The organism is Enterobacter sp. Tr-810 (genome assembly GCF_011752765.1).
Lineage (GTDB): Bacteria > Pseudomonadota > Gammaproteobacteria > Enterobacterales > Enterobacteriaceae > Enterobacter > Enterobacter soli.
In genome coordinates this window covers 289,982-309,187 of sequence record NZ_VWWW01000004.1, presented here as the reverse complement: position 1 = coordinate 309,187, position 19,206 = coordinate 289,982, and the positions used below count along the sequence as shown (strand labels likewise).

General features: G+C 54.2%; 17 protein-coding genes and 3 tRNA genes. 12 read left to right on the top strand and 8 right to left on the bottom strand.

What is annotated here, in order from left to right; genetic code table 11:
- Nucleotides 1–208 precede the first annotated feature (208 nt).
- From nrdH to leuA, 12 genes are all read left to right on the top strand, one after another.
- Nucleotides 209–448 carry a glutaredoxin-like protein NrdH gene (gene nrdH / locus F3J30_RS14280; protein ID WP_014071471.1) on the top strand — a complete coding sequence of 80 codons (240 nt, stop codon included), beginning with the start codon at nucleotides 209–211 and terminating at the stop codon, nucleotides 446–448.
- Complete coding sequence (gene nrdI / locus F3J30_RS14275; RefSeq protein WP_014071472.1) at nucleotides 445–855, top strand: class Ib ribonucleoside-diphosphate reductase assembly flavoprotein NrdI; 411 nt, start codon at nucleotides 445–447, stop codon at nucleotides 853–855. Before nrdH ends, nrdI begins: the two co-directional genes overlap by 4 nt.
- Nucleotides 828–2,972 carry a class 1b ribonucleoside-diphosphate reductase subunit alpha gene (nrdE, locus tag F3J30_RS14270; protein ID WP_166717657.1) on the top strand — a complete coding sequence of 715 codons (2,145 nt, stop codon included), beginning with the start codon at nucleotides 828–830 and terminating at the stop codon, nucleotides 2,970–2,972. The genes nrdI and nrdE overlap by 28 nt, the downstream gene beginning before the upstream one ends.
- Nucleotides 2,973–2,981: 9 nt before the next feature.
- Nucleotides 2,982–3,941 carry a class 1b ribonucleoside-diphosphate reductase subunit beta gene (nrdF, locus tag F3J30_RS14265; RefSeq protein WP_014071474.1) on the top strand — a complete coding sequence of 320 codons (960 nt, stop codon included), beginning with the start codon at nucleotides 2,982–2,984 and terminating at the stop codon, nucleotides 3,939–3,941.
- Between the two features lie 550 nt (nucleotides 3,942–4,491).
- Nucleotides 4,492–5,694 carry a glycine betaine/L-proline ABC transporter ATP-binding protein ProV gene (gene proV, locus F3J30_RS14260; RefSeq protein ID WP_166717656.1) on the top strand — a complete coding sequence of 401 codons (1,203 nt, stop codon included), beginning with the start codon at nucleotides 4,492–4,494 and terminating at the stop codon, nucleotides 5,692–5,694.
- On the top strand, nucleotides 5,687–6,751 hold the full coding sequence (gene proW, locus F3J30_RS14255) for a glycine betaine/L-proline ABC transporter permease ProW (RefSeq protein ID WP_166717655.1): 1,065 nt from the start codon (nucleotides 5,687–5,689) through the stop codon (nucleotides 6,749–6,751). Before proV ends, proW begins: the two co-directional genes overlap by 8 nt.
- A gap of 9 nt (nucleotides 6,752–6,760) precedes the next feature.
- Nucleotides 6,761–7,756 carry a glycine betaine/L-proline ABC transporter substrate-binding protein ProX gene (proX, locus tag F3J30_RS14250; protein WP_014071477.1) on the top strand — a complete coding sequence of 332 codons (996 nt, stop codon included), beginning with the start codon at nucleotides 6,761–6,763 and terminating at the stop codon, nucleotides 7,754–7,756.
- Between the two features lie 140 nt (nucleotides 7,757–7,896).
- Complete coding sequence (locus F3J30_RS14245) at nucleotides 7,897–9,081, top strand: MFS transporter (protein ID WP_166717654.1); 1,185 nt, start codon at nucleotides 7,897–7,899, stop codon at nucleotides 9,079–9,081.
- A 327-nt stretch (nucleotides 9,082–9,408) separates the two neighbouring features.
- On the top strand, nucleotides 9,409–9,939 hold the full coding sequence (mprA, locus tag F3J30_RS14240; protein ID WP_014071479.1) for a transcriptional repressor MprA: 531 nt from the start codon (nucleotides 9,409–9,411) through the stop codon (nucleotides 9,937–9,939).
- A gap of 128 nt (nucleotides 9,940–10,067) precedes the next feature.
- On the top strand, nucleotides 10,068–11,240 hold the full coding sequence (emrA, locus tag F3J30_RS14235; protein ID WP_166717653.1) for a multidrug efflux MFS transporter periplasmic adaptor subunit EmrA: 1,173 nt from the start codon (nucleotides 10,068–10,070) through the stop codon (nucleotides 11,238–11,240).
- Between the two features lie 15 nt (nucleotides 11,241–11,255).
- On the top strand, nucleotides 11,256–12,803 hold the full coding sequence (gene emrB / locus F3J30_RS14230; protein ID WP_014071481.1) for a multidrug efflux MFS transporter permease subunit EmrB: 1,548 nt from the start codon (nucleotides 11,256–11,258) through the stop codon (nucleotides 12,801–12,803).
- 169 nt (nucleotides 12,804–12,972) lie between these two features.
- A complete protein-coding gene (leuA, locus tag F3J30_RS14225; RefSeq protein WP_166717652.1) occupies nucleotides 12,973–14,622 on the top strand; it encodes a 2-isopropylmalate synthase in 1,650 nt (549 codons plus the stop codon).
- Here the strand turns inward: leuA and F3J30_RS14220 are convergent.
- The 8 genes from F3J30_RS14220 to F3J30_RS14185 all read right to left on the bottom strand — a co-directional run bounded on the left by F3J30_RS14220 (nucleotide 14,619) and on the right by F3J30_RS14185 (nucleotide 19,198).
- On the bottom strand, nucleotides 14,619–15,383 hold the full coding sequence (locus F3J30_RS14220; protein WP_166717651.1) for a helix-turn-helix transcriptional regulator: 765 nt from the start codon (nucleotides 15,381–15,383) through the stop codon (nucleotides 14,619–14,621). The two genes, leuA and F3J30_RS14220, sit on opposite strands and share 4 nt — an antisense overlap.
- A gap of 54 nt (nucleotides 15,384–15,437) precedes the next feature.
- The gene (gene luxS / locus F3J30_RS14215; RefSeq protein WP_014071484.1) at nucleotides 15,438–15,953 is read right to left on the bottom strand and encodes an S-ribosylhomocysteine lyase; all 516 of its coding nucleotides are present in this window, start codon (nucleotides 15,951–15,953) and stop codon (nucleotides 15,438–15,440) included.
- A gap of 152 nt (nucleotides 15,954–16,105) precedes the next feature.
- A complete protein-coding gene (gshA, locus tag F3J30_RS14210) occupies nucleotides 16,106–17,650 on the bottom strand; it encodes a glutamate--cysteine ligase (protein WP_166717650.1) in 1,545 nt (514 codons plus the stop codon).
- 83 nt (nucleotides 17,651–17,733) lie between these two features.
- On the bottom strand, nucleotides 17,734–18,162 hold the full coding sequence (locus tag F3J30_RS14205) for a YqaA family protein (protein WP_166717649.1): 429 nt from the start codon (nucleotides 18,160–18,162) through the stop codon (nucleotides 17,734–17,736).
- Nucleotides 18,159–18,725 carry a fructose-1-phosphate/6-phosphogluconate phosphatase gene (gene yqaB, locus F3J30_RS14200; protein ID WP_166717648.1) on the bottom strand — a complete coding sequence of 189 codons (567 nt, stop codon included), beginning with the start codon at nucleotides 18,723–18,725 and terminating at the stop codon, nucleotides 18,159–18,161. Before yqaB ends, F3J30_RS14205 begins: the two co-directional genes overlap by 4 nt.
- A gap of 116 nt (nucleotides 18,726–18,841) precedes the next feature.
- A tRNA-Arg gene (locus tag F3J30_RS14195) sits at nucleotides 18,842–18,918 on the bottom strand.
- 63 nt (nucleotides 18,919–18,981) lie between these two features.
- Nucleotides 18,982–19,058: transfer RNA gene (locus F3J30_RS14190), tRNA-Arg, on the bottom strand.
- A 63-nt stretch (nucleotides 19,059–19,121) separates the two neighbouring features.
- Nucleotides 19,122–19,198: transfer RNA gene (locus F3J30_RS14185), tRNA-Arg, on the bottom strand.
- Nucleotides 19,199–19,206: the final 8 nt, after the last annotated feature.

Genomic DNA, 19,206 nt, shown 5'->3' with positions numbered 1-19,206 from the left:
GGGGTTTTTCTTTACCTACCGGCTGAAAATACCGTACAGCCTGCCCTGCCCCGCTGTGCTCATCATCGTGGCGATATTCATCTAAATTTCCCATATCTTGTATGGTTGAAACTTATCACAACTACATCTAGTATTCCCTTTAGCAAGATACACACAACCTGACGCGACAATTCGCGCCACTCCTTTATTCTAAATGGAAATACGAATCATGAGCATTATTATTTACACTCGTAACGATTGTGTTCAGTGCCACGCCACAAAACGCGCAATGGAAAGCCGCGGCGTCCAGTTTGAGATGGTAAATGTCGACCTGGTCCCGGATGCTGCCGACACCCTGCGTGCGCAGGGCTTCCGTCAGCTGCCGGTGGTGGTCGCCGGAGAAACCAGCTGGTCTGGCTTCCGCCCGGACATGATTAACCGAATCGCCGCTCAGGCCGCCAGTGCATGAGCGGGCTGGTCTACTTCTCCAGCAGCTCGGAAAACACGCTCAGATTTATTGAGCGCGTCGGGCTGCCTGCGATACGTATTCCGCTCAATGAGCGTGAGCGTATTCAGGTAGACGAACCTTACATCCTGGTGGTACCGAGCTATGGCGGTGGCGGGACGGCAGGGGCCGTTCCCCGCCAGGTAATCCGCTTTCTAAATGATCCACAGAACCGGCAGCTTATTCGCGGCGTAATTGCCGCAGGCAATCGTAATTTTGGCGATGCGTTTGGCCGTGCCGGTGATGTCATCTCTCAAAAATGCGGCGTGCCGTATCTCTATCGTTTCGAACTGATGGGGACACAGCAGGACGTAGAGAACGTGCGTAAAGGAGTGAACGAATTTTGGCAACGACAACCGCAGAACGTGTAATTCAGACCGCGCCGGATTACCACGCATTAAACGCCATGCTTAACCTCTACGACAGCGAGGGGCGCATTCAGTTTGCTAAGGACCATGAAGCGGTAGATGCTTTTTTTAGCGCCCACGTTCGCCCGAACAGCGTCCATTTTTCCAGCCAGCATGAACGCCTCGACTATCTGGTTAAAGAGGGTTACTACGAAGAACGCGTGCTCACCCGTTATTCCCGGGACTTTGTCGTGACGCTATTTGAACGCGCCCATGCCAGCGGCTTTCGTTTCCAGACATTCCTCGGCGCGTGGAAGTACTACACCAGCTATACCCTGAAAACATTCGACGGCAAACGCTACCTGGAAAGTTTTGAAGATCGCACCGTGATGGTGGCGCTGTCGCTGGCGCAGGGGGATGAAAAACTGGCAGAACAGCTGACGGATGAAATCCTGTCGGGCCGTTTCCAGCCAGCTACCCCGACATTCCTGAACTGCGGCAAAGCCCAGCGCGGTGAGCTGGTGTCATGTTTCCTGCTGCGCATTGAAGACAATATGGAGTCGATTGGCCGCGCGGTGAACTCGGCGTTACAGCTTTCAAAGCGCGGTGGCGGCGTGGCGTTTCTGCTCTCTAACCTGCGTGAAGCAGGAGCACCTATTAAACGCATTGAAAACCAGTCCTCCGGTGTGATCCCGGTAATGAAAATGCTGGAAGATGCCTTCTCTTACGCAAACCAGCTTGGCGCGCGTCAGGGTGCCGGTGCGGTTTATCTGCACGCGCACCACCCGGACATTCTGCGATTCCTGGATACCAAACGCGAAAACGCCGACGAAAAAATCCGTATCAAAACCCTGTCGTTAGGGGTTGTTATCCCGGATATCACCTTTACGCTTGCGAAAGAAAATGCAGAGATGGCGCTGTTCTCGCCCTACGATGTTGAGCGTATTTACGGAAAGCCTTTTGGCGATGTGGCCATCAGCGAGCTTTATCACGAGCTGGTCGCCGACGATCGCATTCGTAAAAAATACATTAATGCCCGCGACTTCTTCCAGACGCTTGCTGAGATCCAGTTTGAGTCTGGTTATCCGTACATCATGTACGAGGACACGGTGAACCGCGCGAACCCGATTGCCGGGCGCATTAACATGAGCAACCTGTGTTCCGAGATTTTGCAGGTTAACAGCGCCTCCACCTATGACGAAAATCTGGACTACGACCAGACCGGAAAAGATATTTCCTGCAACCTGGGCTCGCTGAATATCGCCCACACGATGGATTCCCCGGACTTTGGCCGTACGGTGGCGACCGCCATCCGCGGCCTGACGGCGGTGTCTGACATGAGCCATATCCGCAGCGTGCCGTCCATTGAGGTGGGGAATGCCGCATCGCACGCCATTGGCCTCGGGCAGATGAACCTGCACGGTTATCTGGCGCGCGAAGGAATTGCCTATGGCAGCCCGGAAGGACTGGATTTCACCAACCTCTATTTCTGTACCATCACCTGGCACGCGCTGCATACCTCGATGCTGCTGGCCCGCGAGCGTAACCAGCGTTTTGCAGGCTTTGAGCAGTCCCGCTATGCCAGCGGCGAGTATTTCCATCAGTATCTGGAAGGCGACTGGCAACCCAAAACAGAGAAAGTCCGTGCGCTGTTTGACCGTGCCGGTATCGTCCTGCCCACACGTGAAATGTGGCTCCAGCTGCGCGATGAGGTCATGCGTCATGGCATCTATAACCAGAATTTGCAGGCCGTGCCGCCAACCGGGTCTATCTCGTACATCAACCACGCCACCTCGAGCATCCACCCGATTGTGTCGAAAATTGAGATCCGCAAAGAAGGGAAAACCGGGCGCGTTTACTACCCTGCCCCGTTTATGACCAACGAAAACCTGGCGCTGTATCAGGATGCCTATGAAATCGGCCCGGAAAAGATTATCGATACCTACGCCGAGGCGACAAAACATGTGGATCAGGGGCTGTCACTCACGCTGTTCTTCCCGGATACCGCCACCACGCGCGATATCAACAAGGCACAAATCTACGCCTGGAAGAAAGGTATCAAGACACTGTACTACATTCGCCTGCGCCAGCTGGCGCTGGAAGGTACCGAAATCGAAGGCTGCGTGTCCTGCGCGCTGTAAGGAGAAAGGATGAAACTGTCACGAGTTAGCGCCGTTAACTGGAATAAAATCCAGGACGACAAAGACCTGGAGGTATGGAACCGCCTGACCAGCAACTTCTGGCTGCCGGAGAAAGTGCCTCTTTCTAACGATATTCCTGCCTGGCAGACGCTAAGCCACGCCGAGCAGCAACTGACGATCCGCGTCTTTACCGGCCTGACGCTGCTGGATACTATTCAGAACACAACAGGCGCACCCGCGCTGATGGCCGATGCGCTGACGCCGCATGAAGAGGCGGTGATGTCGAACATCAGCTTTATGGAGGCGGTTCATGCCCGCTCCTACAGCTCTATTTTTTCAACATTGTGTCAGACCAAAGATGTGGATGAGGCCTACAGCTGGAGTGAAGCGAGTGAGTCACTCCAGCATAAAGCCCGGCTGGTGCTGGAGTATTACCGTGCCGATGAACCGCTGAAGAAGAAAATTGCCAGCGTATTTCTGGAATCGTTCCTGTTTTATTCCGGTTTCTGGCTACCAATGTACTGGTCAAGCCGGGGCAAACTCACCAACACGGCAGATTTGATTCGCCTGATCATTCGCGACGAAGCCGTTCATGGATATTACATTGGCTATAAATATCAGAAAGGGCTTGAGAGTATTAGCGAGGCTAAGCGCGAGGAATTAAAAGGATTCGCGCTGGATTTGCTGATGGATCTCTATGATAACGAGCTACGTTATACCGAAGAGCTGTACGCCGGAACCGGCTGGGAAGAGGATGTCAAAGCCTTCCTCTGTTACAACGCCAATAAAGCGCTAATGAACCTCGGCTATGAAGCGCTGTTCCCGCCAGAAATGGCCGCGGTGAACCCGGCAATTCTGGCAGCGCTTTCACCCAATGCCGATGAAAACCACGATTTCTTCTCCGGGTCAGGCTCGTCATATGTGATGGGCAAAGCGGTGGAAACCGAAGACGAGGATTGGGATTTTTAACGGTTATTGCCCTCCCCCCAAAGGTTGAGGGTTGCCCGCAAAACAATACGAGCACGTACAGCTCCCTCTCCTCTTTGGGGAGAGGGTTGGGGTGAGGGGGAACATACGGCTGTGGTGGTCATTCCGTTCACTTTATGTTCCTTGCTACTCTGTCGCCACAATACCCGTGTACGTGCCAGGGTAGCTCACCGCCGCTACCCTGGCGACCCGGGCTTCCGGCAAGAAAATAACGATCATTAATTAAATATAAATCCCATAATTCTCCCCGCAATATTTCCCTGACATCTATACTGTAATTCCACCGTCATATTCGTCTGAATCATTGCGATTCAGACGAAATTTCCCGACCGCGCGACAAAAATCTCAGAAAAATTCAACACCCGCTCAGCCCTTTACTCATGGGAAATTCAGCGATTTGGTCTTCGGCAAAATTCGTGCCATAAGCGGACTGAGGGTTGTCTCAGATTCTGAGTATGTTAGGGTATTGTCAGGTAATTATTCCAACTGGAAACCATATCGACACAATAAATAACGGGAAATACTCTATTGCATGGCAATTAAATTAGAAGTTAAAAATCTCTATAAAGTATTTGGCGAGCATCCACAGCGTGCGTTCAAATATATTGAAAAAGGACTTTCAAAAGAGCAAATTCTGGAAAAAACAGGGCTATCGCTTGGCGTTAAAGACGCCAGTCTGGCCATTGAAGAAGGCGAGATTTTCGTCATCATGGGGTTATCTGGTTCGGGTAAATCCACTATGGTTCGCCTTCTCAATCGCCTGATTGAACCCACCCGTGGGCAGGTACTGATTGATGGTGAAGATATTGCCAAAATATCAGATGCTGAGCTCCGCGAGGTGCGCAGAAAAAAGATTGCGATGGTGTTTCAGTCATTCGCCTTAATGCCACATATGACGGTGTTAGATAATACCGCATTCGGCATGGAATTAGCGGGAATTCCAGCCCAGGAACGGCAGGAAAAAGCGCTGGATGCATTACGCCAGGTTGGGCTGGAAAATTATGCTCATGGCTATCCTGATGAACTATCGGGCGGGATGCGACAACGCGTTGGATTAGCCCGCGCATTAGCGATAAATCCCGATATATTATTAATGGATGAAGCCTTCTCGGCACTCGATCCATTAATTCGTACCGAGATGCAGGATGAACTGGTAAAACTGCAAGCTAAACACCAGCGTACGATCGTATTTATTTCCCACGATCTTGATGAAGCGATGCGTATTGGCGACCGTATTGCCATTATGCAAAACGGCGAAGTGGTGCAGGTGGGAACACCGGATGAAATCCTTAATAATCCGGCCAACGACTATGTGCGCACTTTCTTCCGTGGCGTGGACATCAGCCAGGTATTTAGCGCAAAAGATATTGCCCGCAGATCGCCAAACGGCATTATTCGCAAAACGCCAGGTTTCGGCCCGCGTTCTGCGCTGAAGGTCTTACAGGATGAAGATCGTGAATTTGGCTATGTGATTGAACGTGGTAATAAATTTGTAGGCATTGTCTCCATCGACTCCCTGAAAAAAGCGCTTAGCGAAAATCAGGGACTCGATGCGGCGCTTATCGCGTCTCCGCTTGCGGTCGACGCCGAAACACCGCTCAGCGAGTTGCTCTCCCATGTCGGTCAGGCACCCTGCGCCGTGCCGGTTATAGGGGAAGAACAACAGTATGTCGGCATCATCTCCAAAGGGATGTTGCTTCAGGCTTTAGATCGCGAGGGGGCAAACAATGGCTGATCAATCAAACCCGTGGGGAACCACAGAAGCCGCAGACAGCGCAGCACAATCTGCCGATGCCTGGGGCTCATCAACGCCTGCGCCAACTGATGGCGGCTCGGCAGACTGGCTCAACAGTGCGCCTGCACCTGCGCCAGAACACTTTAATATTATGGACCCGTTCCATAAGACGCTGATCCCGCTGGATAGCTGGGTCACGGAAGGGATTGACTGGGTGGTGACTCACTTCCGCCCGGTGTTCCAGGGGATCCGTGTCCCTGTGGATTACATCCTGAATGGTTTCCAGCAGTTGCTGTTGGGGATGCCGGCACCTGTCGCCATCGTGATATTTGCCCTGATTGCCTGGCAGTTTGGTAGCGCAGGCATGGGGATCGCCACGCTGGTCTCCCTGATTGCCATCGGCGCGATTGGTGCATGGTCACAGGCCATGATCACCCTGGCACTGGTGCTGACCGCCCTGCTTTTCTGCGTGGTGATTGGGTTACCGCTGGGGATCTGGCTGGCGCGCAGCCCGCGGGCAGCGAAGGTCATCCGCCCGCTGCTGGATGCGATGCAAACCACCCCGGCGTTTGTCTACCTGGTGCCTATCGTGATGCTGTTCGGGATCGGGAATGTGCCGGGCGTGGTGGTCACCATTATTTTTGCCCTGCCGCCGATTGTTCGTCTGACGATACTTGGGATCAACCAGGTGCCAGCCGATCTTATTGAGGCTTCACGCTCGTTCGGTGCCAGCCCGCGCCAGATGCTGTTTAAAGTTCAGCTCCCACTGGCGATGCCAACCATTATGGCAGGCGTTAACCAGACGCTGATGCTGGCGCTCTCCATGGTGGTTATCGCCTCGATGATCGCCGTTGGCGGTCTTGGTCAGATGGTACTGCGAGGCATTGGCCGCCTCGATATGGGGCTTGCCACCGTAGGCGGCGTGGGCATTGTGATCCTCGCTATTATTCTTGACCGCCTGACGCAGGCTGTCGGTCGCGATTCACGCAGTCGCGGCAACCGTCGCTGGTATACCACCGGCCCTGTCGGGTTAATCACCCGCCCATTCGTAAAATAAGGAACAACGATGCGACATAGCGTACTTTTTGCCACAGCGTTTGCCACCCTTGTCTCCACCAGCACATTTGCGGCTGACCTGCCTGGCAAAGGCATTACCGTGCAACCGGTTCAGAGCACCATTTCTGAAGAGACCTTCCAGACCCTGATTGTCAGCCGCGCGCTGGAAAAACTGGGTTATACGGTCAAGACGCCAAGTGAAGTGGATTACAACGTGGGCTACACCTCTATTGCCTCCGGTGACGCCACCTTTACCGCCGTAAACTGGCAGCCGCTGCATGACGATATGTATGCCGCTGCGGGCGGTGATAAGAAATTCTACCGTGAAGGCACCTTCGTGACCGGTGCAGCGCAGGGTTATCTGATCGACAAAAAAACCGCTGACCAGTACCACATCACCAACATTGAGCAGCTTAAAGACCCGAAAATCGCCAAACTGTTCGATACCAACGGTGATGGCAAAGCCGACATGATGGGCTGTTCACCGGGCTGGGGTTGCGAAGCGGTAATTAACCACCAGAACAAAGCGTTCGACCTGGCTAAAACCGTCGACGTGAGCCACGGTAACTACTCCGCGATGATGGCCGACACCATTGCTCGCTTTAAAGAAGGCAAACCGGTTATCTATTATACCTGGACGCCGTACTGGGTCAGCGACGTGCTGAAGCCGGGTAAAGACGTGGTGTGGTTGCAGGTTCCGTTCTCTTCTCTGCCGGGTGAGCAGAAAGATATCGACACCAAACTGCCAAACGGCATGAACTACGGCTTCCCGGTGAACACCATGCATATTGTGGCTAACAAAGCCTGGGCTGAGAAAAACCCGGCGGCCGCGAAGTTGTTCTCGGTGATGAAACTGCCGCTGGCGGACATTAACGCGCAGAACGCCATGATGCATGAAGGTAAATCCTCTGAAGCAGACATCAACGGCCACGTTGACGGCTGGATCAAAGCCCACCAGCAGCAGTTTGATGGCTGGGTGAAAGAAGCACTGGACGCGCAGAAGTAAAAACGATCCCCTCACCCCTCTCCCAAAAGGGTGAGGGGTTAACCGCACAAACCCACACATAACAATCCCCCAACATTCACAATCATTGGTTATCATGGTTTCTGGAAAAATAATCACTTAACTTACGATCCCAGAATCTGATGACAAAAAATCCACAAGGGCTTAGCCCGGCACTGATCCTGTTAATGTCCGTGGCGACCGGTCTTGCCGTCGCCAGTAACTACTACGCGCAACCTCTGCTCGACACCATCGCCCGCGCTTTCAGCCTGTCTGCCAGCTCCGCAGGTTTTATTGTGACGGCGGCTCAGCTCGGCTATGCCGCGGGCCTGCTGTTCCTGGTGCCACTGGGCGATATGTTTGAGCGCCGGATGCTGATTGTCTCCATGACGTTACTCGCCGCAGGCGGGATGCTGATCACCGCCAGTAGCCAGTCCTTAGCCATGATGATTGTCGGCACTGCCCTGACCGGGCTGTTCTCCGTTGTGGCGCAGATCCTGGTGCCGCTGGCGGCAACGCTCGCCTCGCCGGAAAAACGCGGCAAAGTGGTGGGTACCATTATGAGCGGCCTGCTGCTCGGGATTTTGCTGGCGCGTACCGTGGCCGGTCTACTGGCAAGCCTTGGGGGCTGGCGTACCGTTTACTGGGTGGCCAGTGTGCTGATGGTTATCATGGCGCTCGCGCTGTGGCGTGGACTGCCGAAAGTGAAGCAGGAAAACCACCTGAATTACCCGCAACTGCTGGGCTCCGTGTTCACGCTTTTCACACAAGATAAACTGCTACGAACCCGCGCACTTCTTGGTTGTTTCACCTTTGCCAACTTTAGCATTCTGTGGACGTCGATGGCTTTCCTGCTGGCCTCGCCGCCCTTTAACTATTCTGAAGGCGTGATTGGCCTGTTTGGTCTGGCGGGCGCAGCCGGTGCGCTGGGTGCGCGTCCGGCTGGCGGCATGGCGGATAAAGGTAAATCTCACCTGACGACAACTTCCGGGCTGATTTTACTGCTGCTCTCCTGGGCGGCTATCTGGTTTGGGCATTCCTCCGTGCTGGCGTTGATCGTCGGTATCCTGGTGCTCGACCTCACCGTGCAGGGCGTGCATATCACCAACCAGACCGTGATTTATCGCGTCAAGCCGGAGGCACGTAACCGCCTGACCGCAGGTTACATGACCAGCTATTTCATCGGCGGCGCGGCAGGTTCATTAATTTCAGCGTCGGCATGGCAACACGCTGGCTGGGCGGGTGTTTGCAGCATCGGGGCAATTGTTGCGGCACTCAATCTGCTGGTGTGGTGGCGCGGATTCCATCGCCAGGAGGCGATTTCTTAAGCTTTACATTGCATTGGGACGTCTTAGGGTGTTAAGGCGTCCCTATGTCTGTTAAGGTTAGCGTAATCATTTATCCCAGAAATTTTAATGTGGCTGACATATTAACAAGCAGCATGAATAGCTCATACCTGTTGGCTTATCCCGGTCCTCACATCCCGTCTTCCAGGGGCTCACGCCCACTCTTTTTTGTGCTCACCGGGTCATGGATTTACCCGGCGCTTTCTGATGGTGACATACGTTTGGCGGATATAACCGCACAAATAATTCATTTACATTATTTGTCACTATCGTTACTATATCGGCTGTAATTAATGAGGTTATGCCCAAATGGATAGTTCGTTTACGCCCATTGAACAAATGCTTAAATTCCGCGCCAGTCGTCATGAGGAGTTTCCGTATCAGGAAATTCTGCTGACCCGCCTGTGTATGCACATGCAGGGGAAACTGCTGGATAACCGTAATAAGATGCTGAAAGCTCAGGGGATTAACGAGACGTTATTTATGGCGTTGATTACGCTGGAGTCTCAGGAAAACCACAGCATTCAGCCGTCTGAGCTGAGCTGCGCGCTGGGTTCGTCCCGTACTAATGCCACCCGTATCGCTGATGAGCTGGAAAAACGCGGCTGGATTGAGCGCCGTGAAAGCGACAACGACCGCCGTTGCCTGCATCTGCAACTGACCGACAAAGGTCACGAATTCCTGCGTGAGGTGCTGCCACCTCAGCACAACTGTCTGCATCAACTCTGGTCTGCCCTCAGCACTGCCGAGCGCGATCAGCTTGAGCACATCACTCGCAAACTGCTCACCCGTCTGGATCAGATGGATGAAGACGGTGCCATCCTTGAGGCGCTGCGCTAACGCGACGACACGCTCGAACATCCAGATTTAAAAAAGAAAACTGACAGGCCAGCACGTAACACTGCTGGCCTTTCTGACAACAGGTCGGCTCAGCCGATGTGAAAATAAGAAGATCGTGGAGAACAACAATGAGCGCAAATGCGGAGAACACAACCCCGCAGCAACCGGCCAACAAGAAAGGCAAACGTAAGAGCGCCCTTCTTCTGCTGACCTTGCTCTTTATCATTATTGCTGTGGCATATGGGATCTATTGGTTTTTAGTATTGCGTCATGCTGAAGAAACAGACGATGCATACGTGGCAGGAAACCAGGTACAAATTATGGCGCAGGTGTCGGGCAGCGTGACGAAAGTCTGGGCTGACAATACCGACTTTGTGCAACAAGGGGATGTGCTGGTCACACTTGACCCGACTGATGCCCAACAGGCATTTGAAAAAGCACAGACAGAGCTGGCATCCAGCGTCCGTCAAACCCGCCAGTTGATGATCAACAGTAAGCAACTTCAGGCCAGCATCGATGTGCAGAAAACCGCACTGGCGCAGGCACAAAGCGACCTGAATCGTCGTGTTCCTCTCGGTACTGCCAACCTGATTGGCCGTGAAGAGCTGCAACACGCGCGTGATGCCGTTGCCAGCGCCCAGGCGCAGCTGGATGTTGCTATTCAGCAGTACAACGCCAATCAGGCGATGGTTCTGGGGACTAACCTGGAAAACCAGCCTGCGGTAAAACAAGCTGCTACCGAAGTGCGTAACGCCTGGCTTGCGCTGGAACGTACCAAGATTGTCAGCCCGATGACTGGCTACGTCTCCCGTCGTTCCGTACAGCCTGGCGCGCAGATTAGCCCAACCACTCCGCTGATGGCGGTAGTACCGGCTAACAATCTGTGGGTGGATGCTAACTTCAAAGAGACGCAGCTTGCGCATATGCGTATCGGCCAGACGGCAACCGTCATCAGCGACATCTACGGTGACGACGTGAAGTACACCGGTAAAGTGGTCGGTCTTGATATGGGTACAGGTAGCGCGTTCTCCCTGCTGCCTGCGCAGAACGCCACCGGCAACTGGATCAAAGTGGTTCAGCGCTTGCCTGTACGTATCGAGCTGGATCCAAAGCAGCTGGCAGATCACCCGTTGCGTATCGGCCTGTCTACGCTGGTCACGGTTGATACCGCGAACCGCGAAGGTCAGATCCTGGCAAGCCAGGTGCGAAGCAGTCCGGCTTATGAAAGTAACGCCCGTGAAATTAGCCTCGATCCGGTCAACAAGCTGATCGATGACATCGTGAAAGCAAACGCCGGTTAATCCGAGGTGAGCGTTATGCAACGGCAACAACCGCAAAAACCGCTGGAAGGTGCGCAACTGGTCATTATGACCATTGCGCTATCACTGGCGACATTCATGCAGGTGCTGGACTCCACCATCGCGAACGTGGCAATTCCAACAATTGCCGGGAACCTGGGCTCGTCACTGAGCCAGGGGACGTGGGTGATTACCTCATTCGGGGTGGCAAACGCCATCTCGATCCCCATTACCGGCTGGCTGGCGAAGCGTGTTGGTGAGGTGAAGCTGTTCCTCTGGTCGACAGTCGCCTTTGTTCTCGCGTCCTGGGCGTGCGGCATGTCCACCAGCCTGACGATGCTGATTTTCTTCCGCGTTATTCAGGGGATTGTGGCCGGGCCGTTAATTCCGCTGTCACAGAGTTTACTGCTGAACAACTACCCGCCCGCTAAACGCTCTATCGCGCTGGCACTGTGGTCGATGACGGTGATCGTCGCGCCGATTTGCGGCCCTATCCTGGGTGGCTATATCAGCGATAACTATCACTGGGGCTGGATCTTCTTTATCAACGTACCGATTGGCGCCATCGTGGTTATGATGACGTTACAGTCGCTGCGTGGCAGAGAAACGCGAACCGAGCAGCGGCGAATTGATGCCGTGGGGCTGGCTTTGCTGATCCTCGGTATCGGCAGCCTTCAGGTTATGCTCGACCAGGGTAAAGAGCTGGACTGGTTCAACTCGCAGGAGATCATCATCCTGACGATTGTCGCGGTGGTGTCGCTAAGCTTCCTGATTGTCTGGGAGTTGACCGACGATAACCCGATAGTCGACCTGTCGCTGTTTAAGTCGCGAAACTTCACCATAGGCTGTCTGTGTATTAGCCTTGCCTACATGCTCTACTTCGGCGCCATTGTTCTGCTGCCGCAGCTGTTGCAGGAGGTATATGGCTACACCGCAACCTGGGCGGGTCTGGCCTCTGCGCCGGTAGGGTTGATTCCGGTTCTGCTGTCGCCGATTATCGGCCGTTTTGCCCATAAGCTCGACATGCGTAGGCTGGTGACGTTCAGCTTTATCATGTACGCCGTGTGCTTCTACTGGCGCGCGTATACGTTCGAACCGGGAATGGACTTTGGCGCCTCTGCGTGGCCGCAGTTTATTCAGGGCTTTGCGGTGGCGTGCTTCTTTATGCCACTGACCACCATCACGCTTTCCGGCTTACCACCTGAGCGCATGGCGGCGGCATCGAGCCTGTCGAACTTTACCCGAACGCTGGCGGGCTCCATCGGGACATCGATCACCACGACGCTGTGGACTAACCGTGAATCAATGCACCACGCCCAGCTAACGGAAGCGGTGAACCCGTTCAACCCAAACGCTCAGCAGATGTATACCCAGCTGCAGGGAATGGGGATGACGGAGCAGCAGGCGTCAGGCTGGATAGCCCAGCAGATCACCAACCAGGGCCTGATCATCTCAGCGAACGAGATTTTCTGGATATCGGCTGGGATCTTCCTCGTCCTGCTGGGGCTGGTGTGGTTTGCCAAACCCCCGTTTGGTGCCGGTAGCGGCGGCGGTGGGGCGCACTAGTCCTGTGCGCTGGCCGCCTTACCCGGCCTACAAAACCCGTAGGCCCGGTAAGCGTAGCGCCACCGGGCAACTTCCGCGGTTGTCCAAAACGCGACAGCGATTGTCCGTTCCGATAAAGCAGCGCTCCTGAAATCGATTCACGATAGTGAAAAGACAACAGGAGCGCATCATGCTGAACACACCCGCCGACAAATACCAGCCTTACCCTGCGATTTCCCTTCCCGACCGTCGCTGGCCGGAGCAACGCATCACCCATGCCCCACGCTGGCTTTCCACCGATTTACGTGATGGTAATCAGGCGCTTGCCGAGCCAATGGACAGCGCGCGAAAGCTGCAGTTCTGGGATCTGCTGCTGAGCTGCGGATTTAAAGAGATTGAAGTGGCCTTCCCGTCAGCCTCGCTGACCGACTTTAACTTTGTCCGCCAGCTGATTGACGAAAACCGTATCCCGGATGACGTTACCATTCAGGTGTTAACCCAGGCGCGGGAAGATTTAATCCTTCGCACCTTCGAGTCCCTGAAAGGCGCGCGTCAGGCAACAGTGCATCTCTATAACGCTACCGCCCCGCTGTTCCGCCGCCTGGTGTTTGGCATGGAAAAAGCGCAAATCGTTGAGCTGGCAACACGCTCCACGCGGCTTATCCGTAAGCTGTGTGAAGATAACCCTGAAACCCGCTGGCAGTATGAATACTCCCCGGAAACTTTCTGCTTTACCGAGCCGGAGTTTGCGCTGGAGATTTGTGAAGCCGTGGCGGAGATCTGGCAGCCGTGCGCCGAACGCCCGATGGTTATCAACTTACCGGCCACCGTCGAAGTCAGTACCCCGAACGTGTATGCCGACCAGATTGAGTATTTCTGCCGTCACTTTAGCCGACGCGGTGACGTCTGTATCAGCGTTCACCCGCATAACGATCGCGGTACCGGTGTCGCCAGTGCGGAGCTGGCGGTCATGGCAGGTGCCGACCGCGTGGAAGGCTGCCTGTTTGGCAACGGCGAGCGCACAGGAAATGTCTGCCTGGTCACGCTGGCAATGAACCTCTATAGCCAGGGGATAAGCCCAAATCTGGACTTCAGCGATATGAATCGCGTGGTCGAAGTGGTGGAGAGCTGTAACCAGTTGCCGGTACATCCGCGGCATCCGTGGGCGGGGCGTTTGGCCTACACTGCGTTTTCCGGCTCACATCAGGATGCCATCAAGAAAGGGTTTGATGCCCGTAAACCTGACGAGCGCTGGGAGATGCCCTACCTGCCTGTCGATCCGCAGGACATCGGCTGTACGTATGAGGCGGTTATCCGCGTGAACAGCCAGTCGGGTAAAAGCGGCAGCGCATGGCTTATCGAACAGAATCACGGCCTGAAACTGCCCCGCGCGTTACAGCAGGATTTTAGCCAGCACGTTCAGCAAGAAACCGACAATCACGGCAAAGAGATGACGCAGAACGCGCTGTGGCAGCTTTTCCGCAGCCGTTACGGGCTGGTTGCAACCCCACGCTTCGCGCTGCAAACTTATCGCAGTGAAAGTCAGCAGGATGGGCAGTTACGCTTAACCGCCACGGTGGCTACCGGCGGTGGGACACGTCAGTTGGAGGGGCAAGGTAACGGGCAGTTATCGGCAGCCGCCAATGGGCTCAGCCGCTGGCTCAACACCCCGTTTGTGATTAAGGATTATCACGAGCATTCGCTGGGGGAGCGCAGCGATAGCCGCTCGGTGGCGTATATCCGCTGCCTGTTCCAGGACGGCAGCAGCCGCTGGGGCGTGGGAATAGACAGTGACGTGGCGCGCGCATCCATTCAGGCGCTGTTCAATGCCGTGGGTTAGTCGTTCCTGAAATAATCGCTGGGTGACATTCCCATCACCCGGCGAAACATCGCCGTAAACGCGCTGTGGCTGCCGTATCCCAGGTCCAGCGCAACGCGCAACACCGGCTGACCTTGTGCCAGACGTAGTAACGCCTCCATGAGACGTGCCCTTCTCACCCATTCGCTATAGCTTAACCCGCTCTGCTGCTGGAAATGGCGATTCAGGGTACGCTCACTCATCCCCAGGATGCTCGCAGCCTGAGTGCTGTTCCAGCTCTCTCCCGGCGTTTGCCGGATTTTCTGGCACAGGTTGCGTAAAGCCTCACTTTCCGGCTCCGGCAGGTGAAACGGCAGCACCGGCATAATGCGGATTTCATCCAGAATCAGCTCATACACCCGTTCATCCCGGCTGCCGGGTGCGTAGGTTTCAGGAAGCGTAAGGGAGGTGAGGATCAGCTCGCGTAACAACGCAGAGATCTGCACGATCTGACACGACGCAGGGAGATCGGCTCGCGCCAGCGGATCGATAAACAGCGTTCGCGCCGCGACATTGCCCGTAATGCGAATCGCGTGCGGTGTGCCGGCCGGTAGCCAGACGCCACGCCCGGGGGGGACAACCCAACAACCTGAAGCGGTATCTACCCTCACCACGCCGCTCAGGCTGTGCAACAGCTGGGCGCAGTCGTGCTGATGCCACGGCTCGCTGGCACCATGAACATAGTCATGCGCAAAAGGAACAAGTGGGCGATGGGTAAATGAGAAGGTTGTGGCTGTGGTCATGGAGTCAAACACCCCTCACCCTACCCTCTCCCTCAGGGAGAGGGAAAAGGCGCACTAAATGTGCAGCTCCTGCAATTTGTCTTTCGGCAGGGCCAGCTCTTCATTGCTGTTTACGCGAACGTCACGTTCGATAATATGACGCGCGATCTCCTGTGCTTCTTCCAGAGAGTGCATCTGGTAAGTACCGCACTGATACACGTTCAGCTCAGGGATCTGGTTCTGCTCTTTAACTTTCAGCACGTCCTGCATTGCCGCTTTCCACGCATCTGCGACGCGGGTTTCTTCCGGCACACCAATCAGGCTCATGTAGAAACCGGTACGGCAGCCCATTGGGGAGATGTCGATAATCTCAACACCGTTGCCATTCAGGTGATCACGCATAAAACCAGCGAACAGGTGCTCCAGAGTGTGAATACCTTTTTCTGGCATCACTTCTTTGTTTGGCACGCAGAAGCGCAGATCGAATACGGTGATCGTGTCGCCGTGCGGGGTATGCATGGTCTTTGCCACACGTACAGCAGGTGCTTCCATACGGGTATGGTCGACAGTAAAGCTATCTAATAACGGCATACGCCACCTCCGATAGTGATTTTTTTTAAAATAAACTGAACTCTTCTACAGAATGCGCGTCTGAGTATATGAAAGACGCGCATTTGTTATCATCATCCCTGAATTCAGAGATGTATATTTTGGCCACAGCGATGTGGCCTTTTTCTTTTGTCTCAGGCGTTCTTCGCCAGAAATGCGTCAAACGACTCCGTATCTGCCGCTTCCACCTCTTTCTGACGCACCAGTGATGCTTCCCGCTCGGCAACAAATTCCGCTTCGCTCAGGATCTCTAACGGTTCCTGCCGCAACATTTCACGGTATTCTGCGCCCAGCGCGCGCCCTGTACCACCAATGCCCTGATCAATCATAGAACGCAGAATACGCGCAGAGAACGTCAGTTCAGGGTTATCAAAGCTTTCAACCAGCTGGTCGCACACTTTCTGATACTCATCACCGCCATAGACACTATCCATCGTCTGCGCGACGCGCTTCAGGTCACGGAACAGATCTTTACCCACTTTAGCCAGCGGGAATTGTGCCGTTTCACAGCCGATACCCAGCGTCAGGCCCGGCTTGCGCCCTTCCAGAATCACACGATTCCAGTTAGTGCGGGTACAAAGCAGTTCGTCAGAACTCATTTCCGGCGCATCCGCCAGCACGCACCAGACCATAAACAGATCGAGGAAGCGAACCTGCTGCTCATCCACGCCGATTGGCGAGAACGGGTTGATATCCAGTGAACGCACTTCGATGTATTCGATTCCGCCACGCTGCAATGCATCAGACGGCGTTTCTCCGCTTCGCGTCACGCGCTTAGGACGAATTGGCGCATACAGTTCGTTCTCAATCTGGAGAACATTACTGTTGATTTGCAGGCGTTTACCGTCTTTCTCGAGGCCGATTTTTTCGTACTCTTCCGACGGCGTTTTGATCGCCCGCTTCAATCCTGCCACATATTCATGCAATTCGTTAAACGTAATACCGAGATTGCTTTGCGATTTATTGGTATAGCCAAGATCGCTCAGGCGCAGAGACGTCGCGTACGGTAAATAGTACATACCGCATTCGGTCTTCTCGAACGGCAATGTGGTCGGTTTCCCTTGCAGGAACGACGAGCAAATAGCCGGCGAAGCACCAAACAGATAAGGAATGACCCAGCCAAAACGGTAATAGTTGCGGATCAGGCGGAAATAGCCCGCTGAAATCGCTTCTTTATCCGTTTCACCACACTTTGCCTGCCAGAAAGCCATCGGCAGAGAGAAATTGTAGTGCACGCCAGAGATAGTCTGCATCAGAGCACCGTAACGGTTTTTCAGCCCTTCACGATACAGCGTTTTCAGACGGCCAATATTTGAGGTGCCGTACTGAGCAAGCTCAATCTCCTGCCCCTGCTCGATATAGCACGGCATACTGAGCGGCCACATACGCTCATCACCCAGGTTACGGGCGGTATAACGATGAACGTCACGCAACAGCTTCAGCATATGATCGATATCGTCATCTACTGGGGTAATAAACTCCAGCAGCGCTTCGGCGAAATCAGTTGTGATCCATTTATGTGTCAGCGCCGAGCCCAACACCTGTGGGTGGCCCGTTGTCGCTAAGCTACCATCTGCGTTTACACGCAGCGTTTCTCGCTCAAGACCACGCTGAATACCCTTCAGAGCCTGAGGGTGGTTTTCCAGCCAGGCCAGCGCCTGTGATACGTCCGGGATCAAATTGACCTCCCGCCTGTCAAAGTAATGTTACTCAGCATAATTGTAATGGTTGACGATTGAAGGTCGCGTATTCATTCCACCAATTAGTGCCACCACGTCATACCCTGTAGTGTTACCCATGCCACGAGAACATAGCGCAACGCCTTGCCAAGGCACAAAAAAAAGAGCACCGGCCCCCAGGAGATGCGCATCCATCCCGCCAGCAGGCACAGCAAATCACCTATTACAGGCATCCAGCTTAATAACAGCGTGGCAGCGCCATAGCGTTTTAGCCAGCCAACTGCCTTTTCCTGCCAGCGCGATTTTTCACGCAGCGGAAAGAAACGCCCAAGAATAACGTTAGTCAGCCCTCCAAGGCTATTACCCATTGTTGCTATTAATACCAGCAACCACGGCTGACTCACTCCCGATAACAGCATGGCGACCAGCACAACCTCGGAATTACCCGGTAGAAGTGTGGCGCTTAAAAAACTGCTGGCGAATAGTGACGAAAGTGACAGCAGGTCACTCACAGAAGACGGACATCCACTGCATCCATGCCAGCATCGCGTGCGGCTTGCAGACCAAAATCTGCATCTTCAAAAACAACGCATTTAGCCGCAGGCACACCCATTAGCTCTGCACAAAGCAGAAAGGTGTCCGGTGCGGGTTTGTGGTTTTTAACATGATCGGCGGCAACCACAGCAGAAAAATAGTGACGCAAGCCAAGATGGCTGAGTAGCGCCTCTGCGATTGCACTTTCACTGCCCGTCCCGACCGACATAGGGCGACGCCCATGCCACTCTTTCACCACATCAATTAAGGGCAAAGGACGAACCGTGTCTAAAAGCATGGCTTTTACTGCATCTGTTTTTTCGCGCGCGAGCTGGTGCGGGTCGAGATCGGCCTGATTCAGTTCAATCACCGCCTCGGCAATGCGCCAGGTGGGGGAACCGTTGAGGGCAACCATAGACTTCAAGTCGAAACGCATCCCGTATCGGCCCAGGACTTCAGTCCAGGCTTTGCGGTGTGTGGGTTCGGTATCCAGGATGGTGCCATCCATATCGAAGATCAAACCGTCATACTGTGCGTACATCGTGCTCTCGCTAAACGATTAACAAGACATTACTTTATCGTAAACGGTGGTTTTTGTCGCTGACAGAGAGAATGATTACTGACGGAACGTCGAAGGAATAAACAAAGAGGGGATAATGGTGCATCCGGGAGGATTCGAACCTCCGACCGCTCGGTTCGTAGCCGAGTACTCTATCCAGCTGAGCTACGGATGCATCGGGATTTACTACTGTACTACTCGATACTCATATCACTTCGAAGCAATATGAAGTAATAGATGGTGCATCCGGGAGGATTCGAACCTCCGACCGCTCGGTTCGTAGCCGAGTACTCTATCCAGCTGAGCTACGGATGCATCAGGATTTACTGCTGTACTGCTCGATACTCATATCACTTCTAAGCAATATGAAGTAATAGATGGTGCATCCGGGAGGATTCGAACCTCCGACCGCTCGGTTCGTAGCCGAGTACTCTATCCAGCTGAGCTACGGATGCATCAGGAT